Source organism: Bradyrhizobium sp. sGM-13 (genome assembly GCF_018398875.1).
In the GTDB taxonomy this organism is placed as follows: domain Bacteria; phylum Pseudomonadota; class Alphaproteobacteria; order Rhizobiales; family Xanthobacteraceae; genus Bradyrhizobium.
The window spans coordinates 1-14,913 of record NZ_JAGWDK010000066.1; the positions used below are offsets into that span (position 1 = coordinate 1).

Annotated in this window: 13 protein-coding genes, 4 tRNA genes and 2 pseudogenes; 11 read left to right on the forward strand and 8 right to left on the reverse strand. The window is 58.8% G+C overall.

Annotation, left to right across the window (positions count from 1 at the left end):
- Positions 1 to 270: 270 nt before the first annotated feature.
- The 7 genes and pseudogenes from KJQ96_RS36420 to KJQ96_RS36450 form a co-directional block, all read left to right on the forward strand.
- A pseudogene (locus KJQ96_RS36420) lies at positions 271 to 780 on the forward strand (tryptophan--tRNA ligase); the annotation flags it as partial.
- 104 nt (positions 781 to 884) lie between these two features.
- Complete coding sequence (locus KJQ96_RS41870; protein ID WP_213290940.1) at positions 885 to 1,721, forward strand: nucleotidyl transferase AbiEii/AbiGii toxin family protein; 837 nt, start codon at positions 885 to 887, stop codon at positions 1,719 to 1,721.
- 129 nt (positions 1,722 to 1,850) lie between these two features.
- Positions 1,851 to 1,924, forward strand: a tRNA-Gly gene (locus KJQ96_RS36430).
- Positions 1,925 to 1,961: 37 nt separating this feature from the next.
- Positions 1,962 to 2,036, forward strand: a tRNA-Phe gene (locus KJQ96_RS36435).
- 7 nt (positions 2,037 to 2,043) lie between these two features.
- A tRNA-Ala gene (locus KJQ96_RS36440) sits at positions 2,044 to 2,116 on the forward strand.
- 66 nt (positions 2,117 to 2,182) lie between these two features.
- Positions 2,183 to 2,256, forward strand: a tRNA-Asn gene (locus tag KJQ96_RS36445).
- A gap of 107 nt (positions 2,257 to 2,363) precedes the next feature.
- Positions 2,364 to 3,017 carry a hypothetical protein gene (locus KJQ96_RS36450; protein ID WP_213290941.1) on the forward strand — a complete coding sequence of 218 codons (654 nt, stop codon included), beginning with the start codon at positions 2,364 to 2,366 and terminating at the stop codon, positions 3,015 to 3,017.
- A 116-nt stretch (positions 3,018 to 3,133) separates the two neighbouring features.
- On the opposite strand, the gene KJQ96_RS36455 is transcribed toward KJQ96_RS36450, so the two are convergent.
- From KJQ96_RS36455 to KJQ96_RS36485, 7 genes are all read right to left on the reverse strand, one after another.
- The gene (locus KJQ96_RS36455) at positions 3,134 to 5,440 is read right to left on the reverse strand and encodes a ThiF family adenylyltransferase (RefSeq protein ID WP_213290942.1); all 2,307 of its coding nucleotides are present in this window, start codon (positions 5,438 to 5,440) and stop codon (positions 3,134 to 3,136) included.
- Positions 5,433 to 6,326: a hypothetical protein gene (locus KJQ96_RS36460; protein WP_213290943.1), complete on the reverse strand. Its 894-nt coding sequence runs from the start codon at positions 6,324 to 6,326 to the stop codon at positions 5,433 to 5,435. Before KJQ96_RS36460 ends, KJQ96_RS36455 begins: the two co-directional genes overlap by 8 nt.
- Positions 6,269 to 7,096 (reverse strand): RNA ligase family protein, encoded by an 828-nt coding sequence (locus tag KJQ96_RS36465; RefSeq protein WP_213290944.1) that lies wholly within the window; start codon positions 7,094 to 7,096, stop codon positions 6,269 to 6,271. Before KJQ96_RS36465 ends, KJQ96_RS36460 begins: the two co-directional genes overlap by 58 nt.
- A 244-nt stretch (positions 7,097 to 7,340) precedes the next feature.
- Positions 7,341 to 7,565 (reverse strand): hypothetical protein, encoded by a 225-nt coding sequence (locus KJQ96_RS36470; RefSeq protein ID WP_213290945.1) that lies wholly within the window; start codon positions 7,563 to 7,565, stop codon positions 7,341 to 7,343.
- Positions 7,566 to 7,777: 212 nt separating this feature from the next.
- Positions 7,778 to 8,362 (reverse strand): hypothetical protein, encoded by a 585-nt coding sequence (locus tag KJQ96_RS36475; RefSeq protein ID WP_213290946.1) that lies wholly within the window; start codon positions 8,360 to 8,362, stop codon positions 7,778 to 7,780.
- A gap of 464 nt (positions 8,363 to 8,826) precedes the next feature.
- Positions 8,827 to 9,099 carry a hypothetical protein gene (locus tag KJQ96_RS36480; RefSeq protein WP_213290947.1) on the reverse strand — a complete coding sequence of 91 codons (273 nt, stop codon included), beginning with the start codon at positions 9,097 to 9,099 and terminating at the stop codon, positions 8,827 to 8,829.
- A gap of 19 nt (positions 9,100 to 9,118) precedes the next feature.
- Entirely contained in the window at positions 9,119 to 9,958 is an 840-nt protein-coding gene (locus KJQ96_RS36485) for a YiiX/YebB-like N1pC/P60 family cysteine hydrolase (RefSeq protein ID WP_213290951.1), read from the reverse strand.
- A gap of 508 nt (positions 9,959 to 10,466) precedes the next feature.
- Here KJQ96_RS36485 and KJQ96_RS36490 point away from each other — a divergent pair.
- Positions 10,467 to 11,169, forward strand: a pseudogene (locus KJQ96_RS36490) (IS110 family transposase); the annotation flags it as partial.
- 557 nt (positions 11,170 to 11,726) lie between these two features.
- On the opposite strand, the gene KJQ96_RS36495 reads toward KJQ96_RS36490, so the two are convergent.
- Complete coding sequence (locus tag KJQ96_RS36495) at positions 11,727 to 11,963, reverse strand: hypothetical protein (protein ID WP_213290948.1); 237 nt, start codon at positions 11,961 to 11,963, stop codon at positions 11,727 to 11,729.
- A gap of 654 nt (positions 11,964 to 12,617) precedes the next feature.
- Here KJQ96_RS36495 and KJQ96_RS36500 point away from each other — a divergent pair.
- The 3 genes from KJQ96_RS36500 to KJQ96_RS36510 all read left to right on the forward strand — a co-directional run bounded on the left by KJQ96_RS36500 (position 12,618) and on the right by KJQ96_RS36510 (position 14,492).
- On the forward strand, positions 12,618 to 12,914 hold the full coding sequence (locus tag KJQ96_RS36500; RefSeq protein WP_213249301.1) for an HU family DNA-binding protein: 297 nt from the start codon (positions 12,618 to 12,620) through the stop codon (positions 12,912 to 12,914).
- A 285-nt stretch (positions 12,915 to 13,199) separates the two neighbouring features.
- A complete protein-coding gene (locus tag KJQ96_RS36505; RefSeq protein ID WP_213290949.1) occupies positions 13,200 to 13,901 on the forward strand; it encodes a phosphatase PAP2 family protein in 702 nt (233 codons plus the stop codon).
- Between the two features lie 396 nt (positions 13,902 to 14,297).
- Positions 14,298 to 14,492 (forward strand): hypothetical protein, encoded by a 195-nt coding sequence (locus KJQ96_RS36510; RefSeq protein WP_213290950.1) that lies wholly within the window; start codon positions 14,298 to 14,300, stop codon positions 14,490 to 14,492.
- Positions 14,493 to 14,913: the final 421 nt, after the last annotated feature.

The window sequence follows — 14,913 nt, forward strand, 5'->3', positions numbered from 1 at the left end:
GGCCAAATCGCAGGAGAATCATATCATTGATGGTGTTTTCACACAGCCTGGACCCATTTGAGACATCCAACCGGCTTGCTTTCGTCGGAAGTTTCGTCAATATCGGCCGCATGACTGTCATCGTGATCACGTTCGCGAACTTGTGGTGGCGCTCCACTTAGGAGCGGCACGGCTTTGTCATTCACCTAACCGTCGCCGCCGTTCATCGGCTTGCGAGGTTGCCTGCATCAACAGTCCGATTGAACGGCGGTTCTTATCTGGAGAACCGCGATGCAACATTCGTCAGCCACCATCCCTGTTATCTTGACCGGCGACAGAACCACCGGCCCGTTGCACCTGGGGCACTACGTCGGTTCGTTGAAGAACCGCGTCGTCCTACAGACGACGCACCAACAGTACCTGCTACTGGCGGATGCCCAGGCACTCACGGACAACGCGCACAATCCTGGTCGGGTGCGTGACAATGTCCTTGAGATCGCGACAGACTACCTGGCTGTTGGGATCGACCCGAACCTGACCACGATCTGTCTTCAATCGCATCTCCCGGCACTTGCCGATTTGACCCTGCTGTACATGAACTTTGTCACGGTAGCGCGGCTTGAGCGCAACCCAACCATCAAGGACGAAATCCAGGCGCGAGATTTTGGCAGAGATATTCCAGCAGGCTTTCTCTGCTATCCCGTCGCCCAGGCCGCCGACATCACTGGTTTCAAAGCGACGATTGTCCCCGTTGGGGAAGATCAAGCTCCATTGATCGAGCAAACCAATGAGGTCGTTCGCTGAACTCGGCGGCACTTGCGCTGCTTGCCTTCAGCGTACTCCCGGCTCGGTTTCGGATTTGCAAGCCGGTCGGTTAGCGTCTTCGGACCAATCGGGAGACGAGTGTGTACAAGACCGCCAGCAACAAGCTCAACCACATCGGACGGACCGGGTCGGCTTCGACCCGAGGCGCCGCCAATGGGCGACTTGACGCCCCATGGAGCGCCACAGAGTCCGAGCAACACTTCAACTCTATGAAAGAGCGCTTCGACCTCATCTCAACCCTGCTCGCCGACACACGAATGCGGGTCAGTGAGCTTCGCGAGGCACTCAACGAAGGGCGTCATTCGCCCTCCGAGGCAAAGCGACTTCGCCACCAACTGGAAGAGCAATTCGCCTTGCTCAGGGATGTCGAGCGCGAGCGTGCCAAATACGGCAATCTGGCGAGGGTTGCTGCCCTCGATGCCTTCGGTGCAACTTTCTTCGAAATCGCCCGCCTCAAGATGGATCCGGCGCTATTCAAGGCGCTGACTCACGAAACGCGAATGATGCTTGGGCGAAGGCCGGGTGCCGGCATCGTCGTCCCGCCGAACGTTCCGGAGATCCACGAGATCCTCGCCGACAAGGCCGTCGCTCTCACCGCGCGCGAAGCGTTGAAGTACCGCGACGTATGGGACGTCTGGTACCTGCAGAATATGCTTAACGCCTCCGTCGACCGCGAGATGGTGCAGAAGAAGTTCGCCGACTACGGGAGCACCGAAACGGAGCAGAAGGCAGAGAAGCGGGTTGCCGAGCTATCCAAGGACGCGACCGCGAACGCATTCCTCGCAGAGATGAAACGCTTCCTGCCGGTCAAGCGAATAAACCAGATCTCCGAGGCGGGTCTGCACCACTCCATTCTCGATGAAAGTAGCGATCTGCTTCGCCGAGCGGTGCTGCCAGCGGCCGTCCCTAAGCCTTGAATAAGTGATCTTTCGTCGACTGCGGCTGGGCTATGTCACCAACTGCGGCGCCATTTACCACGATTTGCGGGCCAACATACGCGCCGTGCGGACAAACTATGCCCGAATTTACATCACCCACCAATTCAAGCGGACAAAAGATTACGGTAGTCGGCCAGTGTGCCACACTCGCAGCCCGGGTTCGACTCCCGGTGTCCGCACCATCTTCAACTTGCGCATTTGCGCAAACTCGCAAACTTCGCCTGGATAGCTCAGTGGTAGAGCGGCGTCTTGAAGCGGCGCGCGCCGGTGGTTCGATCCCATCTCCAGGCACCATGACAACGGGGCACGCGCTGGGTCCGCGGGCATGCTTTGCAAGCAAGCTGAGCTCGGTTCGATTCCGAGGTGCTCCACCATCACGACCTGCATCTCCTGCACGATCTGCCGATTCTCGGTGGACCTGCCGATTTGTGCAGACATCTTTCCCGATCCGCTAACGGTAAGCGACCCGGCTGTTAACCGGTTCATCCAGGTTCGAGTCCTGGTCGGGGAGCCAATTCGTCAAAGGTGCCTCTCAAGATCGAAATAGGGCCTAAGTTTCCCGGACTGCTTCCTGTGGTACAAGGGATTCGACATATCTCAAGTCGAAGGCGCGAAGTTGATATGGCGAAGTCCGGCGGGTCCAAAGCCCTGAAAGAGATGAACCGCTGGCAGATCTGGTTGATTATCGCCACAAACGCCGTGGTTTTCTACGGAGCCTCGCAGTGGGATATGATCGCAATCTCCGGATTCTGGGCTGCCATTACCGGGGCCGCAAACCTACTGCCCGTGGGGCTCGCGGTGGTAGTCACGACCATCGCGAATGGGCTTCTGAGTTCTCCCATGAAGGATCGACTGGTTTTCCTGCGTTGGCGTCACGCGCTTCCGGGACACCGTGCCTTCAGCGTCCATGCAAAGGCCGATGCGAGGATCGATTTCGTACGTCTGCAGCGTGCGTGCGGCAACAAGATTCCTACCGACCCAAAGGGCGAGAACAGTCTTTGGTACCGCTTCTATCTTGAGTTCCAGAATGTCCCCGCAGTCCTGCAGGTGCACCGCGATTTCCTGCTTCTTCGAGATTACACCGGGTTGGCCGCGCTTTTCCTAATCGGCCTTCGCATCGCGGCGCTGTTCCTCGTCGCGCCATCGAAGGCGTGCTGGATCTATCTGGGGATACTTCTGCTGCAGTTCGCCGTCGTCAGGCATGCCGCGGCCACCTACGGCATCAGGTTCGTCTGCACCGTGTTGGCGCAGAAGGTCGGGAAACCGACCCGCTAAGGCACTATCTCAGCTTCCAACCGAGCCTGGCGCGGATGAAGCCGAAGAACCGGCGCCGCGGCGGATCGACTGTCACCGGAGGGCTGGTCGGCTCGAAAAGGTGAGGCCGGATTTCGTCAGGCGTGACGATCGTGACGAGAGTCGGCAGGCCGACGTGATCGAGGATCGATCGTAGACTGATGACCGCGTTCTTGTCTGTGTCGCTGAGATCCGAGCCACCCATCGGGTGGGTAATGCCATTCGCCAACGTAGGTGAGCAGACCGCCGGTCCGGCGGTGGACCCGGTCGAGCTCCTCGGGCAGCTTCTCGGTGCCTCGCGTGAAGATCCATGGGGTGCCGCGGCTGTCAGGAGGGGCCTGCATCAGGCGAGTCACGTAGATCGTCTTTCTTGTCGAGGCGATGCGCCCGACGAGAATTCCGCCCGTCTCGCTCGGGCTGTGCCCCCGCATCAGGTCAGACATCTCCTCCGCGGCTGTGGCGGCGATGCGGATCTGCCAACCGGCGTCGGCGCCGAGCACGACCGTCGGCGCGAATGTCTGCGTGGCCGCCTTGCTGTCGCCGTCGTCGCCCAGGAAGCTTCGATAGATGGCGCCGTCCTTCCGCGACTGACCGTCCTTCGCCAGATAGGGGCGGAGCCGCCGCGTAGTCGCTGCGGCATGGAAAGAGACCACTTCGTCCGCGAGCCGCATCGTCGCCGAGCTGCAACTCAGGCCGATTTGAATGTCCTCGAGGCCGCCCGATCCGATACGGTCATCGCGCGTCGATTTGACCTCTTCTAGCCAGGCGGCCACCGCATCGTCCTCGATCGCGGAATCGTAGATAAGCGACTGGAGGTCGTCGAGCCGCGGGTTGCGGCCGCGTCCCTCGATAGACAGCAGGCCCAGCCGGCCACGGTGTGCGATCTCCGCGCGGTGGACGCGCAGCGTGTCGGGAAGATCGGCGTCGCGAAGGGCGTTGAACACGGTGTTCGATGCGGTCATGTCGACGAGATTGGCCTGGCCGGCGAAGAAGTCAGCTTCGCGCAGGCAGGAGAGTACCGATGCATCCTTCGCATCGATGGGAAGATCGGGTTGACCGGGATAGAGTTTGATCAGTTCGCCTTTGAGTGCTTCCGCCTTGGGCAGGCCGATGGCCCGACCTCCGAGCGCGTGACGGACCAGATTGTGAGGCGAGATCTTGGCGTTGTCGACGATCTTCATCGAGACGCTGCCGCCGCGAGCGAGATGGGTCGCGACCTTCGAGCCCAGTGCGCCCGCGCCGAAAACGACCGTCGGCTCCGCCGCTCCGTCAGCTGGAAGCGCGGAGATCTGCTGGGCGAAGGCCGGCGTGAGCGGGGTTCGGTGGTCCGAAAGGCTAACGGTCGCGGCCGGATCCCAAACTCCTTCCTTCGGCCAATGATCGCCGCCGGCGATAACCAGAAAGTTCAAGAGCTCGACGTCGGATTCAGTCCTGAGAACCTGCTCGGGACGCCTGATCGCAAGAATGATAGGCACGCCGGCCAGAATATGAAGGTCGTGCGATAGGTAATCGGCGAGCGCCTGCGTGAGCGGGACTCCAAGCCCCTCGGCCCAAGCCTCGAGCTCGCCGAGTGTGCGCGGCAGCTCGCCGAAATGCAGTCCTGACACTTCGACTTCGGCTCCCCAAACAAACAAGCCGAAAAGTCGGCGCTGGAACAGACCTTTGAACTCCGGTTTCTGCTGCAGCACGTTGATGGCGAAAGCCAGCGATTTTTGAACTTCGTAGGCGTCGGGCGGAACGAACGAGACCTGCCGCGCTGCGTAGCCTGACGCGCCGACCTCCGCCATGCTCTCCTCGTCGAGAAGATCGAAGGAGACCAGGGCGTGGCCCGCGGCGCCCTTGTTGTCGGCCCAATGTTGGAAGACATGGTCGAGGTTGTCGCCGGGCACGTAGTAGAAGGTGCCCAGCGTGTCGGCCGCTCGGGTGGGCTCGAAGCCGTCTCCCTCTGGAACCAACCTGTCGCGGGCGGCGTCTCGCAGCCAGCCGCGGGCGCGCTCCACAAGGTCGACCACGGTGTGCTCGGCGAACCAGGCGTCTATGGAGCCGCGGTGCAGGCAGAACCAGGCCGGCACGTTCAGCGGAGTCGGGTTGAGATGCGGAAATGCCGTCTTGGAGAAGTCGCGACGGTCGGAGTGGACTCGCGGCGCGACGTATGGGAAATCCGTCCTGTCGAACAGAAGAACGATCGGCTCGCGCCTGCGGATGTCGACGCTGTTGACTGGCCCACGGCTCGGAAGCTCTACGTCTACCGTCAATGGCACGGCGATGTAATTGGCGTTCCAGTAGAGGACTGGAACGTCCGAATCGGCAAACTTGGCGCGCAATTCCGCGACCGCCGATCTTATCGCCGGCGAGAGCTTGTCTTCGTCTTCTCTCGACTGCGACGTGGAATGCAGTTCATCCATAGGTCTGCGGCGTGCTCGCGACCTTCTTGACGGAGTCGTCCACGTAGCCTACGTCCTTCGGGTCGAGCAAGACTGGCCCGTTTTCGCTGATCTCGAGGGTGATCGGCAGCGGACGCTTTGGGTTTCCCACCTCCGCCAAGCTGATGAAGTTGTCCTTTCCGGCGACCTTCACGTACTCGACCTTGGCGGCGTGGTGGGGCGGGTTGTCGTCATCCGGTTTGATCGGTTTGCACGACGCGATGACGCGAGCGCCGTGTAGCGCTTTGCCCAGGATCTTCAGGGAATCCTTCGCCGGGACCTTATTCTCCTTGTAGGGAAGCTCGCTGAAGAACGTCCACGAGCAGTGATGCGGCGCGAGAAAAAGATCGAACTGTAGCGTCGCGTCGTCGCTCAGTTCGAGGATCTTCGACCAGATGGCTGCGCCGGCGTCGCCGCCGAACATCGCGAGCCCGGCATGTTCGGTCTCGCCCACGTCGAAGCATGCCTGCAGCACGACGCTGGTGTCGTTACGTTCGGCCAACTTCGAGTCGACTTCCTTGCGGAAAGGCGCATGGACGAAGAATCTGAAATCCTTCTTCTGCTTCCGGTCTATCACGTCGATGTAGTTGCCCGGCGTGATGACGAGATCGCCGAGTCCCTTGTAGGCAGGGTTCTTGGTTTGACCGATCACCTTGATGCGGTTGCCCGCCTTGTTGCGCTCCGGCGAGTTCGCCAGATGAAGGTCGATGCGCCGCTGCGCCTCTTTTCGAAAGGCCTTCGCCCATTTTGACGGTTCGCCTTCATGGGTCGCGAAGATGCGGTGCGTGAACCACAACTCGTCGATCAGGATCAGGTCTTCCTTGGAGTGCTTGAGCGTGTATTTCGCCGGGTCGCCCGTATAGAACATGGTGTTGAAGCCGCGGCAGTGATCCTGGTCGGCGTGCGTAAGGATGAACACGTCGACGTGGGGAATCTTGCCGTTAGATCGCTGCCCTTGCGGCGGCCGATGTAGATGCCGTCCCATTCATTGCCGTCGAGGGAAAACCCCGCGATCGTTAGCGTCTCGCGTTGCACGCAGGTTTTCTTGACCCAGTCATTGTGTCGGCCGGACGTATAGCGGCTATCGCGGACCTTGGAGACGACGCCCTCGAGCCCGATCTTGCAGGCATGCGCGAACATTTCCCGACCATCGATCTCAAAGCTCTCGCTGAATTGGATGTCGGTGCCGCCGATCGTCTTTTTCAGCAGCGATTTGCGCTCGATCAGTGGCAGTTTGCGCAGATCGTAACCGTTGAGGTACAGCAGATCGAACGCGACCATCACAATGTTTTTGGATTCGCCCTTCAGTTCGTTCTGCAGCACTGAAAAGTCTGTAGTGCCATCGGCTGCTGGCACCACGATTTCCCCATCGATGATCGCCGATCCGGCAGGGATGTGCCAGGCATCGTCGGCGACCTTTCGGAAGCGTCTGATCCAGTCGTTGCCGCGGCGGGTGAAGACTTTGACAGCTCCATTGACCAGGTGCACCTGGACCCGATAGCCGTCGAACTTGATCTCGTGGATCCACCGCGTGCCGTTCGGCACTCTTTCGATCGACGTGGCGAGCGCGTGTTCGATGAATCCGGGGAAGGGCGCCTTTACGCCGATCGCCTCCGGTCTCTTGCGCTGAAACGCCACGCCGCAAACTCCACGCCACTAAAGCTGATTCAAACTGGCACAGATCGAAACGTTCCGGGGTGGGAGAAACTGGAACTCGCCGCATCATGATGCGTTTGCCACGCGCAATAGCGCTGGCTGGGACGTTAGGAACGCGATCGAGGATGGTGGGTTGAAGCCGTATCGCACTTCCCCGGTGCGATACCCCAGCCCAAGAAGGGCCTCAGCGCCGCCGCTGGGGCCCCTTCTCGCGTTGAGACGGCTTCTAGGTTCGGATGCCGATTTCCTTGATCGCCTGAGCAGAGATGTCGGCTGGCTCGCGGATGCCAGTCTGTGCGACTTCGATGATTTTCCTGGCGAGAAGCTCGGCCAGCGGATCGCCCCTGTCAACGATGCCGATGGCGCGCAGTGCTTGCTCATAGGCGGTCGTCAAGCGGTCAATCTCTTCTGGCCCCATCGGCATATTTTGCAACAGGCGATAAATGGGCATCGGTTCGATTAGCCTTCAGTAGAGCATCCTCCCACCGGGAACTAGCAGCCAGAAGCGTCGGGAACAAGTGGCAGTGAGCCTGCGTTTAGTTGATGAGGGCAGCCGAAGAGGAGGAGGCGTAAATGCCAGTTCTGCTGCTTTGGGCCGTCCCGACCGTGATCGTAGTTGGCGGCCTGGGATACTATTTCCTTCGTGTTGTTCAGTAGGCGGAATTACCAGAGGGAGGGAAAGGCCCGAGCCGGAACGCCGGCCGGGTTTTTCTCGGTGTTGAAGGGCAATTCGCGGTGGCAGACAAGCGCGCTTTGAAATTGATTGGTGTCATGTTCGCCGCCTTGACCGTGATGGTTATCTCTGTGGCTGCTGTAGTCGTGGCCGCTCACGCTGCGAACAGCGTCAATGGCGAATATCTCAAATTGGTGGAACTCCGAGGGGACGTTTTTCCCGGAGACCGTGAACGGTTTGGTTAGGGAGAAGGTAATGCGTATTGAAGTAGCTGTGCTCAGTGTAGCCTTGATTGCAGGGCCTGCCGGCGCGCAGTCGACGTCATCGCCGAACTTGAAGCCGGAGACGAACTGCACGACTTCGTCGGTTACGACGGGAAGCGCCGACGAAAAGAAAGCGGACTCGATGGCGGTGGAGAAGAGCGCAGTGCTCCCGGACACAGGGGGAGAGGCCAATTCAGCCGCCCCCACGGTGCAGAGCGCCGGAAAGCCGATGGAAGTCCGCCCGGATTGCCCGCCCGACTCAAAGCGCAAGTAAAAAAGGACTTGCTGGTTAGTCCAATCGAGGCGATGCACGGCGGTGGTCGTCTCGCGATGCCCAACCTAAGCATTGTCCAGATGTCACGTAACGCGCCGCGTGGTCGCCTTTCGACGGCGACAACTGGGTGTCCGTGGCACCAAACGGACATGCTGGGGCGGCCTGGCGACGTCTGCTCCTGAGGGTACAACGGACGTGCCGTGCAAGCGGCGACAGGTTCGAGTCTGACCCAAATGTGGACTATCGACTGCTCCGCTCTAGAGTGCAACGTTTCCGATTTGAGTGATGCAGTATGACAGCGGCTCCGCTCTCGCGTGTTGAAATCCACGCGCACCAGCGCGACATGGCTTAGCAATGTATCCGGACGAAAATTGGTGAGCCACACGTTGTGGCACGCGCTAGCAGCGCGTACGAGCAACCGACCGGCAACGGTGACGACTGTGAGGAGGCGCACAACGCAGCCAAAACGCAAGCCCAAGTTCGTCGAGTGTTGACGGATGCGCTAGACGCGGTGCAAAGATTCCGGGTGAAACGTTGCTTCTCCTGCCGGCCAGGCGATGGTCACTAGCTCACCAATATCAACAACTAAACCGACCGGACTTCCGCTGTTCAGTCGGACACGTTCTCCTATCTTCAGGGGTATGCGACGGCTCGCGCCTGATCTCTTCTCCAAAAGAAAGCTAACAACCGGCAGCGCAACCACGACAAGAACGACAATCCGTGCCCAGTTGATTGGTTGCTCATAACCGTCCGCCATGCTTGTTGGATCAATCAAGTCGCCACTCCTTCTTTGCCTATGCCGCGAGGGTCGCGAAACCGGGAAATTCGGGCGTACTGCCCGCCTTATCGCGCTCGCCTTTGATTTCTGGAGCGAGCGTGACCTGCGCGGAGTGAATTTGGGCAAGGTCGGCCCAACGCATGTCTTTGTAATTAAAGCCGCGCGCGAGCGTGGGCTTGATGACCATGAAGTAGGGCGAAATGTCGAAATCGCGTGGCGCATAAAGAGACGAGTGACGGATCTCGGCGACTTCGCGCCGCCCTGTCTCGCCCTCGACGCGCTTGATCTCGGGCAGGATCGGATAACGCACGGCGTCGAAAGCTTGCGCAATCAGCGAAGAACAGATGATGCGGCTGGTATCGCCGGAACCGAGCGCGATCGTTCGGCGACGCCAACGCTCCGTTACCGGACTTGGCAATAGATACCGCATCAGGTCGATGACGTTCTTGAAGTCGTAGCCGAGACCAATGCGTTCGGAAGTGTAGCGGCAGACCGTCTCGCAGTCCGCTTGGGTGAGGCCCACCGGCCGGCAGATTCGGGTTCGACAATGCAGATACTTCGACAGCGGCGCCGACACGACTCCTTCATCGATATTGGCTTCGATCAGGACGTGGGGTTCGCCTTCGGTTTCTGCGTCGGCGATCGGCCCGACGTACAACGCCGAATGCGACCAAGCCGACTGAGTGAGATATTTGATGCTGCCCGAGATACGACCTTTGCCCTCGACCAGCAAGACATCGCCGGGTCGCAGGGTCTCGCGTAAAGCGGTCAAATCGTTTGGAGCGGGCGGCTCACAGCTGACTGGCTGCTGCAGCCGGGCGATCAAGCGTCCGACATTGCCGAACAACGAGCCCATGTCGTCCCTCACCTTGGTGTTCCCTTATGGCAGTGCGGAGCAGCTCACGCGCCGCCCACTACCAGGTTCCTCAAAAAGCGTAACCGTGAGAGGTGGACCGGACAACTGAACAGAGGTTGATCCGTATGTAATCTTTTGCAGAGGAGGGCATACCTAAGTTTGACCGGCCGTGTCGCCAATCAGAGTGATGGGAATGGTGCACCTCGTTCAGCTGGCGACACCCCTCATCGTTGATCGCGCTCCAAAAAGACCTAGCAAATGATGATAGTTCAATCCTCTGCGGAGCTTTGCAGGGTCGGACGATGACTCCACCTCAACGCTGGGCAGTCTCGTCTCATCTGGCCCACCGCGTCATTTCGCTGCTGCGCAGTAATCTCGCCGCTTCAGGGCCAAAGCGGACATCAACGTCGTTGCGTGACACCACCAGAGTTATGATGGGATGGACGCCTCGCCGACGGCATCGATGTGCCAAAGTGGAGGTGTTGAGCACCACTTAAGGGAGGCGTCCGTGTCAGAGGTTATCACAGTCGGTCTCGATATCGCCAAGCATGTTTTCCACGCTCATGGAGCGGACGGGCGGGGGCGAGCGATATTCAGCAAGCGGATCAGCGTCAGCTCACCCAGCCTGGCCATGAAGTTCGGCTGATCCCGCCCGCCTATGTAAAACCGTTCGTGAAGCGGCAGAAGAACGACGCGATCGATGCTGAGGCGATCTGCGAAGCAGCGCAGCGGCCGAGCATGCGGTTCGTGGCCGTGAAGAGCGAACAGCAACAGGCGGCGGGTCTGGTGTTTCGGACCCGTGACCTGTTAGTGCGGAGCGAACGCAGCTCATCAACGCGATCCGGGGACACCTCACTGAATATGGTTGGGTCGCACCTAAGGGACCGTCGCACGTGGCGATGCTTGCCGACCTGATCGAAGAAGATGAGATGGCCAGCTCGCTTCCCAAAGCGGCCCACGCCATGTTTCGATGGATGCTAGACCTGCTCGCCGGCCTCAATGGCAAGATCGCAGATCTTGACAAGGAGATCGCGCGACGTGCTCGCGAAGACGAAGTATCCCGCAGGCTATTGACCGTTCCCGGCATTGGCCCAATCTCCGCCACCGCGATCGCCGCTCTAGCACCGCCGGCCGAGACCTTCGCAAAAGGCCGTGATTTCGCGGCTTGGCTCGGTCTCACGCCTCTTCAAAGATCGACAGGCGGCAAGCAGAAGCTCGGTGCGACCGCTTGCATCTGGCGGGGGGTCCACAGACACAGCCACGCCACGCTGTCAATGCGACTGATCGGCTTCTCCGCCTGCTCGCGGCACTTCTCGGCTTGCTTGCGGCACCTATCTGTGGCGTGCGCTGCGTTGGTAGAGGCGATGGACTTGGCGCCGACCTTCGTTGATTGGTTTGGCGGGAAGCCAGCACGTCATACTCGAAGGACAGTCGCTGACGCCCTGGTTGCGGAGACGGGAGCCGGTGCAATGGCGGAAAGTCGTGGTCTCGGAATACGACTATGCGATGCAAGAGGCACGTCGCGCTCAACCGATTAGCCGCAGCCGGTTGTTCATGGCGTTCGACGGTCGTTGGAAATATATCCACGCGCCAGGCTTTCGGCCGATGCTGTTTGATTTGGTGACGATCCGTCTGAATTCGCAGATCGCGGTGCCTTTCTTGCGAGCATGAGCGCAGGAGCATGCGCGAGGCTTTGTTGGAATGGGCGCTGACCGATCACAATCGAATTACGACACCTAGTATCCGTCGAGGCGTCTAGTTCGACTGTTCAGAGCCGATTGGCCGGCGCGCACCAACCAACGAAAAAGTCCATCACGTCCGCCACAAGATCCTCCGAACGCTCGTCCCCAACACTTCGAAGTCCGTTTTTGAAATCAGTCAGCGCTGCGAAAATCTCATCGCGGTCAACGCCCGATGATATCAATTCCGCAATCAGTTCGCGAATGTAGAGCGCGTCCTTGCCCGCCCTTACAGCTTCTCGTATCGGAGCCAAGGTCCATGTCATGAACTACTCCTAAGTCCGTCAAATTTTGATAGCAAGTCCGCTTTTGGGCCGATATCATTGAAAAAGTCGAAGGTGAGCAACTCGGAAAGCCTCGCCAAAGTGAGTCCATTAGCTACCTTTTTGAGCTACGAGCCACTTCAGGCACTGGTACGAAGAGCTCCCGGCGCAAGCCAAACCACCAGCGCGCTTAAGAGTTTCGTTGGCCATCCTGAAGAGAGTTTTCAACAGTATCGGCGCAATGCGGACGTTCGCTGAAAAAGCCGTGTCAGCTAAGTGCCAACGGGCAACATCATTCGATCAGTTTGCCGGGCCCGAAGAGAAGCGATTTGGCGGGTACCGTGTAATCCCTCCGGTTCGTCTAGCACGCGCAACGGTACCTGCAGTAAGTTGCATTGCCGCGCCTGTGGGCCATTAGTCCGAAGTGGAGATTTGGGCGATGTTTCAATCAAAGGAAAGCTAGTAGAAGCCAAGTATGGAACACGCCGAGCTGCTCCTTGCGTTTTACGCCTTGATGGGTTTTAAGCCCGGTGACTTCATGACCATAGGCATGAACGAGAAGCGAGCTGCGTGGCTCTGTGCGCTTTAGATAGAGTGACGCACTCCGCGTAGCTCACGCGCTTTAAATTGTTCTGAGCCTCCGCAAAGGAATCCATCATGGCCAAGATGACCAAGAACCAGTTGATTGATGCAATTGCAGACGGAACACAGGTTTCCAAGGGAGACGTAAAGGCCGTCATCGAGCAGATGGCGACTGTAGGCTATAAGGAGCTGAATGAATCTGGCGAGTTCATCATTCCCGGTTTCGTCAAAATGTCGGTCGTGAACAAGCCTGCTACTGAAGCCCGCAGCGGTGTAAATCCTTTTACGAAAGAGCCTATGGAGTTCGCGGCCAAGCCAGCCAGCAAGTCGGTCAAGGCGTCACCCCTGAAGGTTGCTAAAGACGCTGTTTGAGGCGGGCGGGTTGGTTGAGGCGTGTTCGTTCGTCTGAACTGTGGGTAATTCCATCACACCCTGGACAGACACCTCCACCCGCACACTATGCGCCCCGAGAAGGATTCTCTGGAGGGCTACCTGGTGGCGGCGACGTATCCGTGAAATGGAAACCGGCGCAGCTCGGGCCGCGGCGTGGACTTTGGCAAAGCGCATAAATCCGCTTGCCAATGCTCGCTTAGCCGCCAAACCTCACTTCCTTTCTTTGGAGGCTGATGGAAGTTGAACTCCCCGGAGGCGACGAAGATGAGTACAGCTGAATCGCAGAATGCTGCCAGGCATCTGAAATCTTGGGCTCCGACCTTGTTCGTCGCCGTTCTTCTGTTCGGTTTTGCGTTCATCGCACTGGAAGTGACCGAAGGTGAGCCTATTGCGTTCGACCGTTGGTTGATGCTCGCCTTCCGCCACGCGTCCGACTTGTCGCGGCCAATCGGGCCGCCATGGTTTCTTGACGTTGTACGAGACATCACCGCACTGGGCAGTACCGCGGTACTTGCACTGCTGGTCATGGTTGTGACCACGTTCCTTTTTGCCATAGGCAAGCGCCACGCCGGTTTGTTCGTCCTGACGACGGTCCTGAGTGGCGCCATTCTCAATACTCTTCTCAAGCTTGCCTTTGCGCGAGCGCGCCCCGATCTCGTCGCTCAACTCACTCAGGTCTCTACGCTGAGCTTTCCGAGCGGGCACGCAGCGATTTCGGCTGTCTGCTATCTGACGCTCGGCTTGATGCTTGCTCAAACGCAAGCTTCCCGCTCTGTTCGCATCCATCTTATAACGACCGCCGCGATCCTTACCCTGCTGGTCGGAGTCAGCCGCATATATCTCGGAGTTCATTATCCGAGCGATGTGTTGGCGGGCTGGTGCTTCGGCACTTCGTGGGCGCTAATTTGCCAGATGCTCATGTCGTATTTTCAGCGCACCGGAATGATCGAGCAGCCGAGCGACTAGTCAGCGTTGCGCGGCTCAGGCGGCAACTTTGCTCGCCTGCACCGACGAAGTGATCGATGACGTCGGACTTCCGCTGCGCAAAGCGGTGATTCCTTGGATACCGCGACGGGATATTTGATACTGCGTTTTGTTTTTCGGTAACGAACTTGCTTGTGAGCTAGAACTGCTGCCCATGCAAGGTATGCAGAGTTATCTCCGGCGGGCAGTCTAAGCGGACCGGCAGATCCAAGTGCACTTCATCCCAGACGGCAAGGACGGCACGCGGCCCTGGGCGAAAGTCTGGCGCAGCCGCCCCTAGTCTGCGAATAACAACGCGGATCGCTCGAAAGTTCGTACATCTGCAGTAGCTGCCCCGTTTTTTGTCTCTCTGGCCCGAGACCGCCAGAGGCGGCTGTCTTGCCGATCGATCGTTTTAAGCTGCCCTGGAAGGGCTGTTTTCATTTGCAAACGGCAGCCAAGCTATTGAAGTTGCTGGAGCGTCTTTCGGCCATTTTTTTCAAATGCGCCATGAAATCGTTGAATAATCAAGCTGATTTTGATTCCGCCATCCGACGTCCGATCCGTCCGGTGCAGCCAGCACTTAAAACCTGAATTCGTTATTAGGACAGCTCTTCTCGCGGCTAAACTTCAAGGTGTATTTGGAAAGCACTGCAGCGTGAGTTCTCGCTCTCGGTGCGCGCGATCTACGGCGCTGCGAGGACACCGCAATGGCAGGGCTGGACTGCCGATTGAAACCGCCTAAGCCTCTTGAAGCATGACCCAATCGATCAACACGCCCGTCATCGTTCTTCCCCCAGAACGCCGCAACGAAATCGCAACGAATTGGGTGAAATGACCGTGAACAAAACGAGACGGTATCGACCGTCACAGCAAGAAAATCAATGACTTAGAGCATGCGCACTGCGTTCGGGACGCAGGGGTCGCAGGTTCGAATCCTGCCACTCCGATCAATCATTTATGTGTCCGGCCCGGACACATAGGTAACAAACTGTACCTAAGACATGGGTGACAA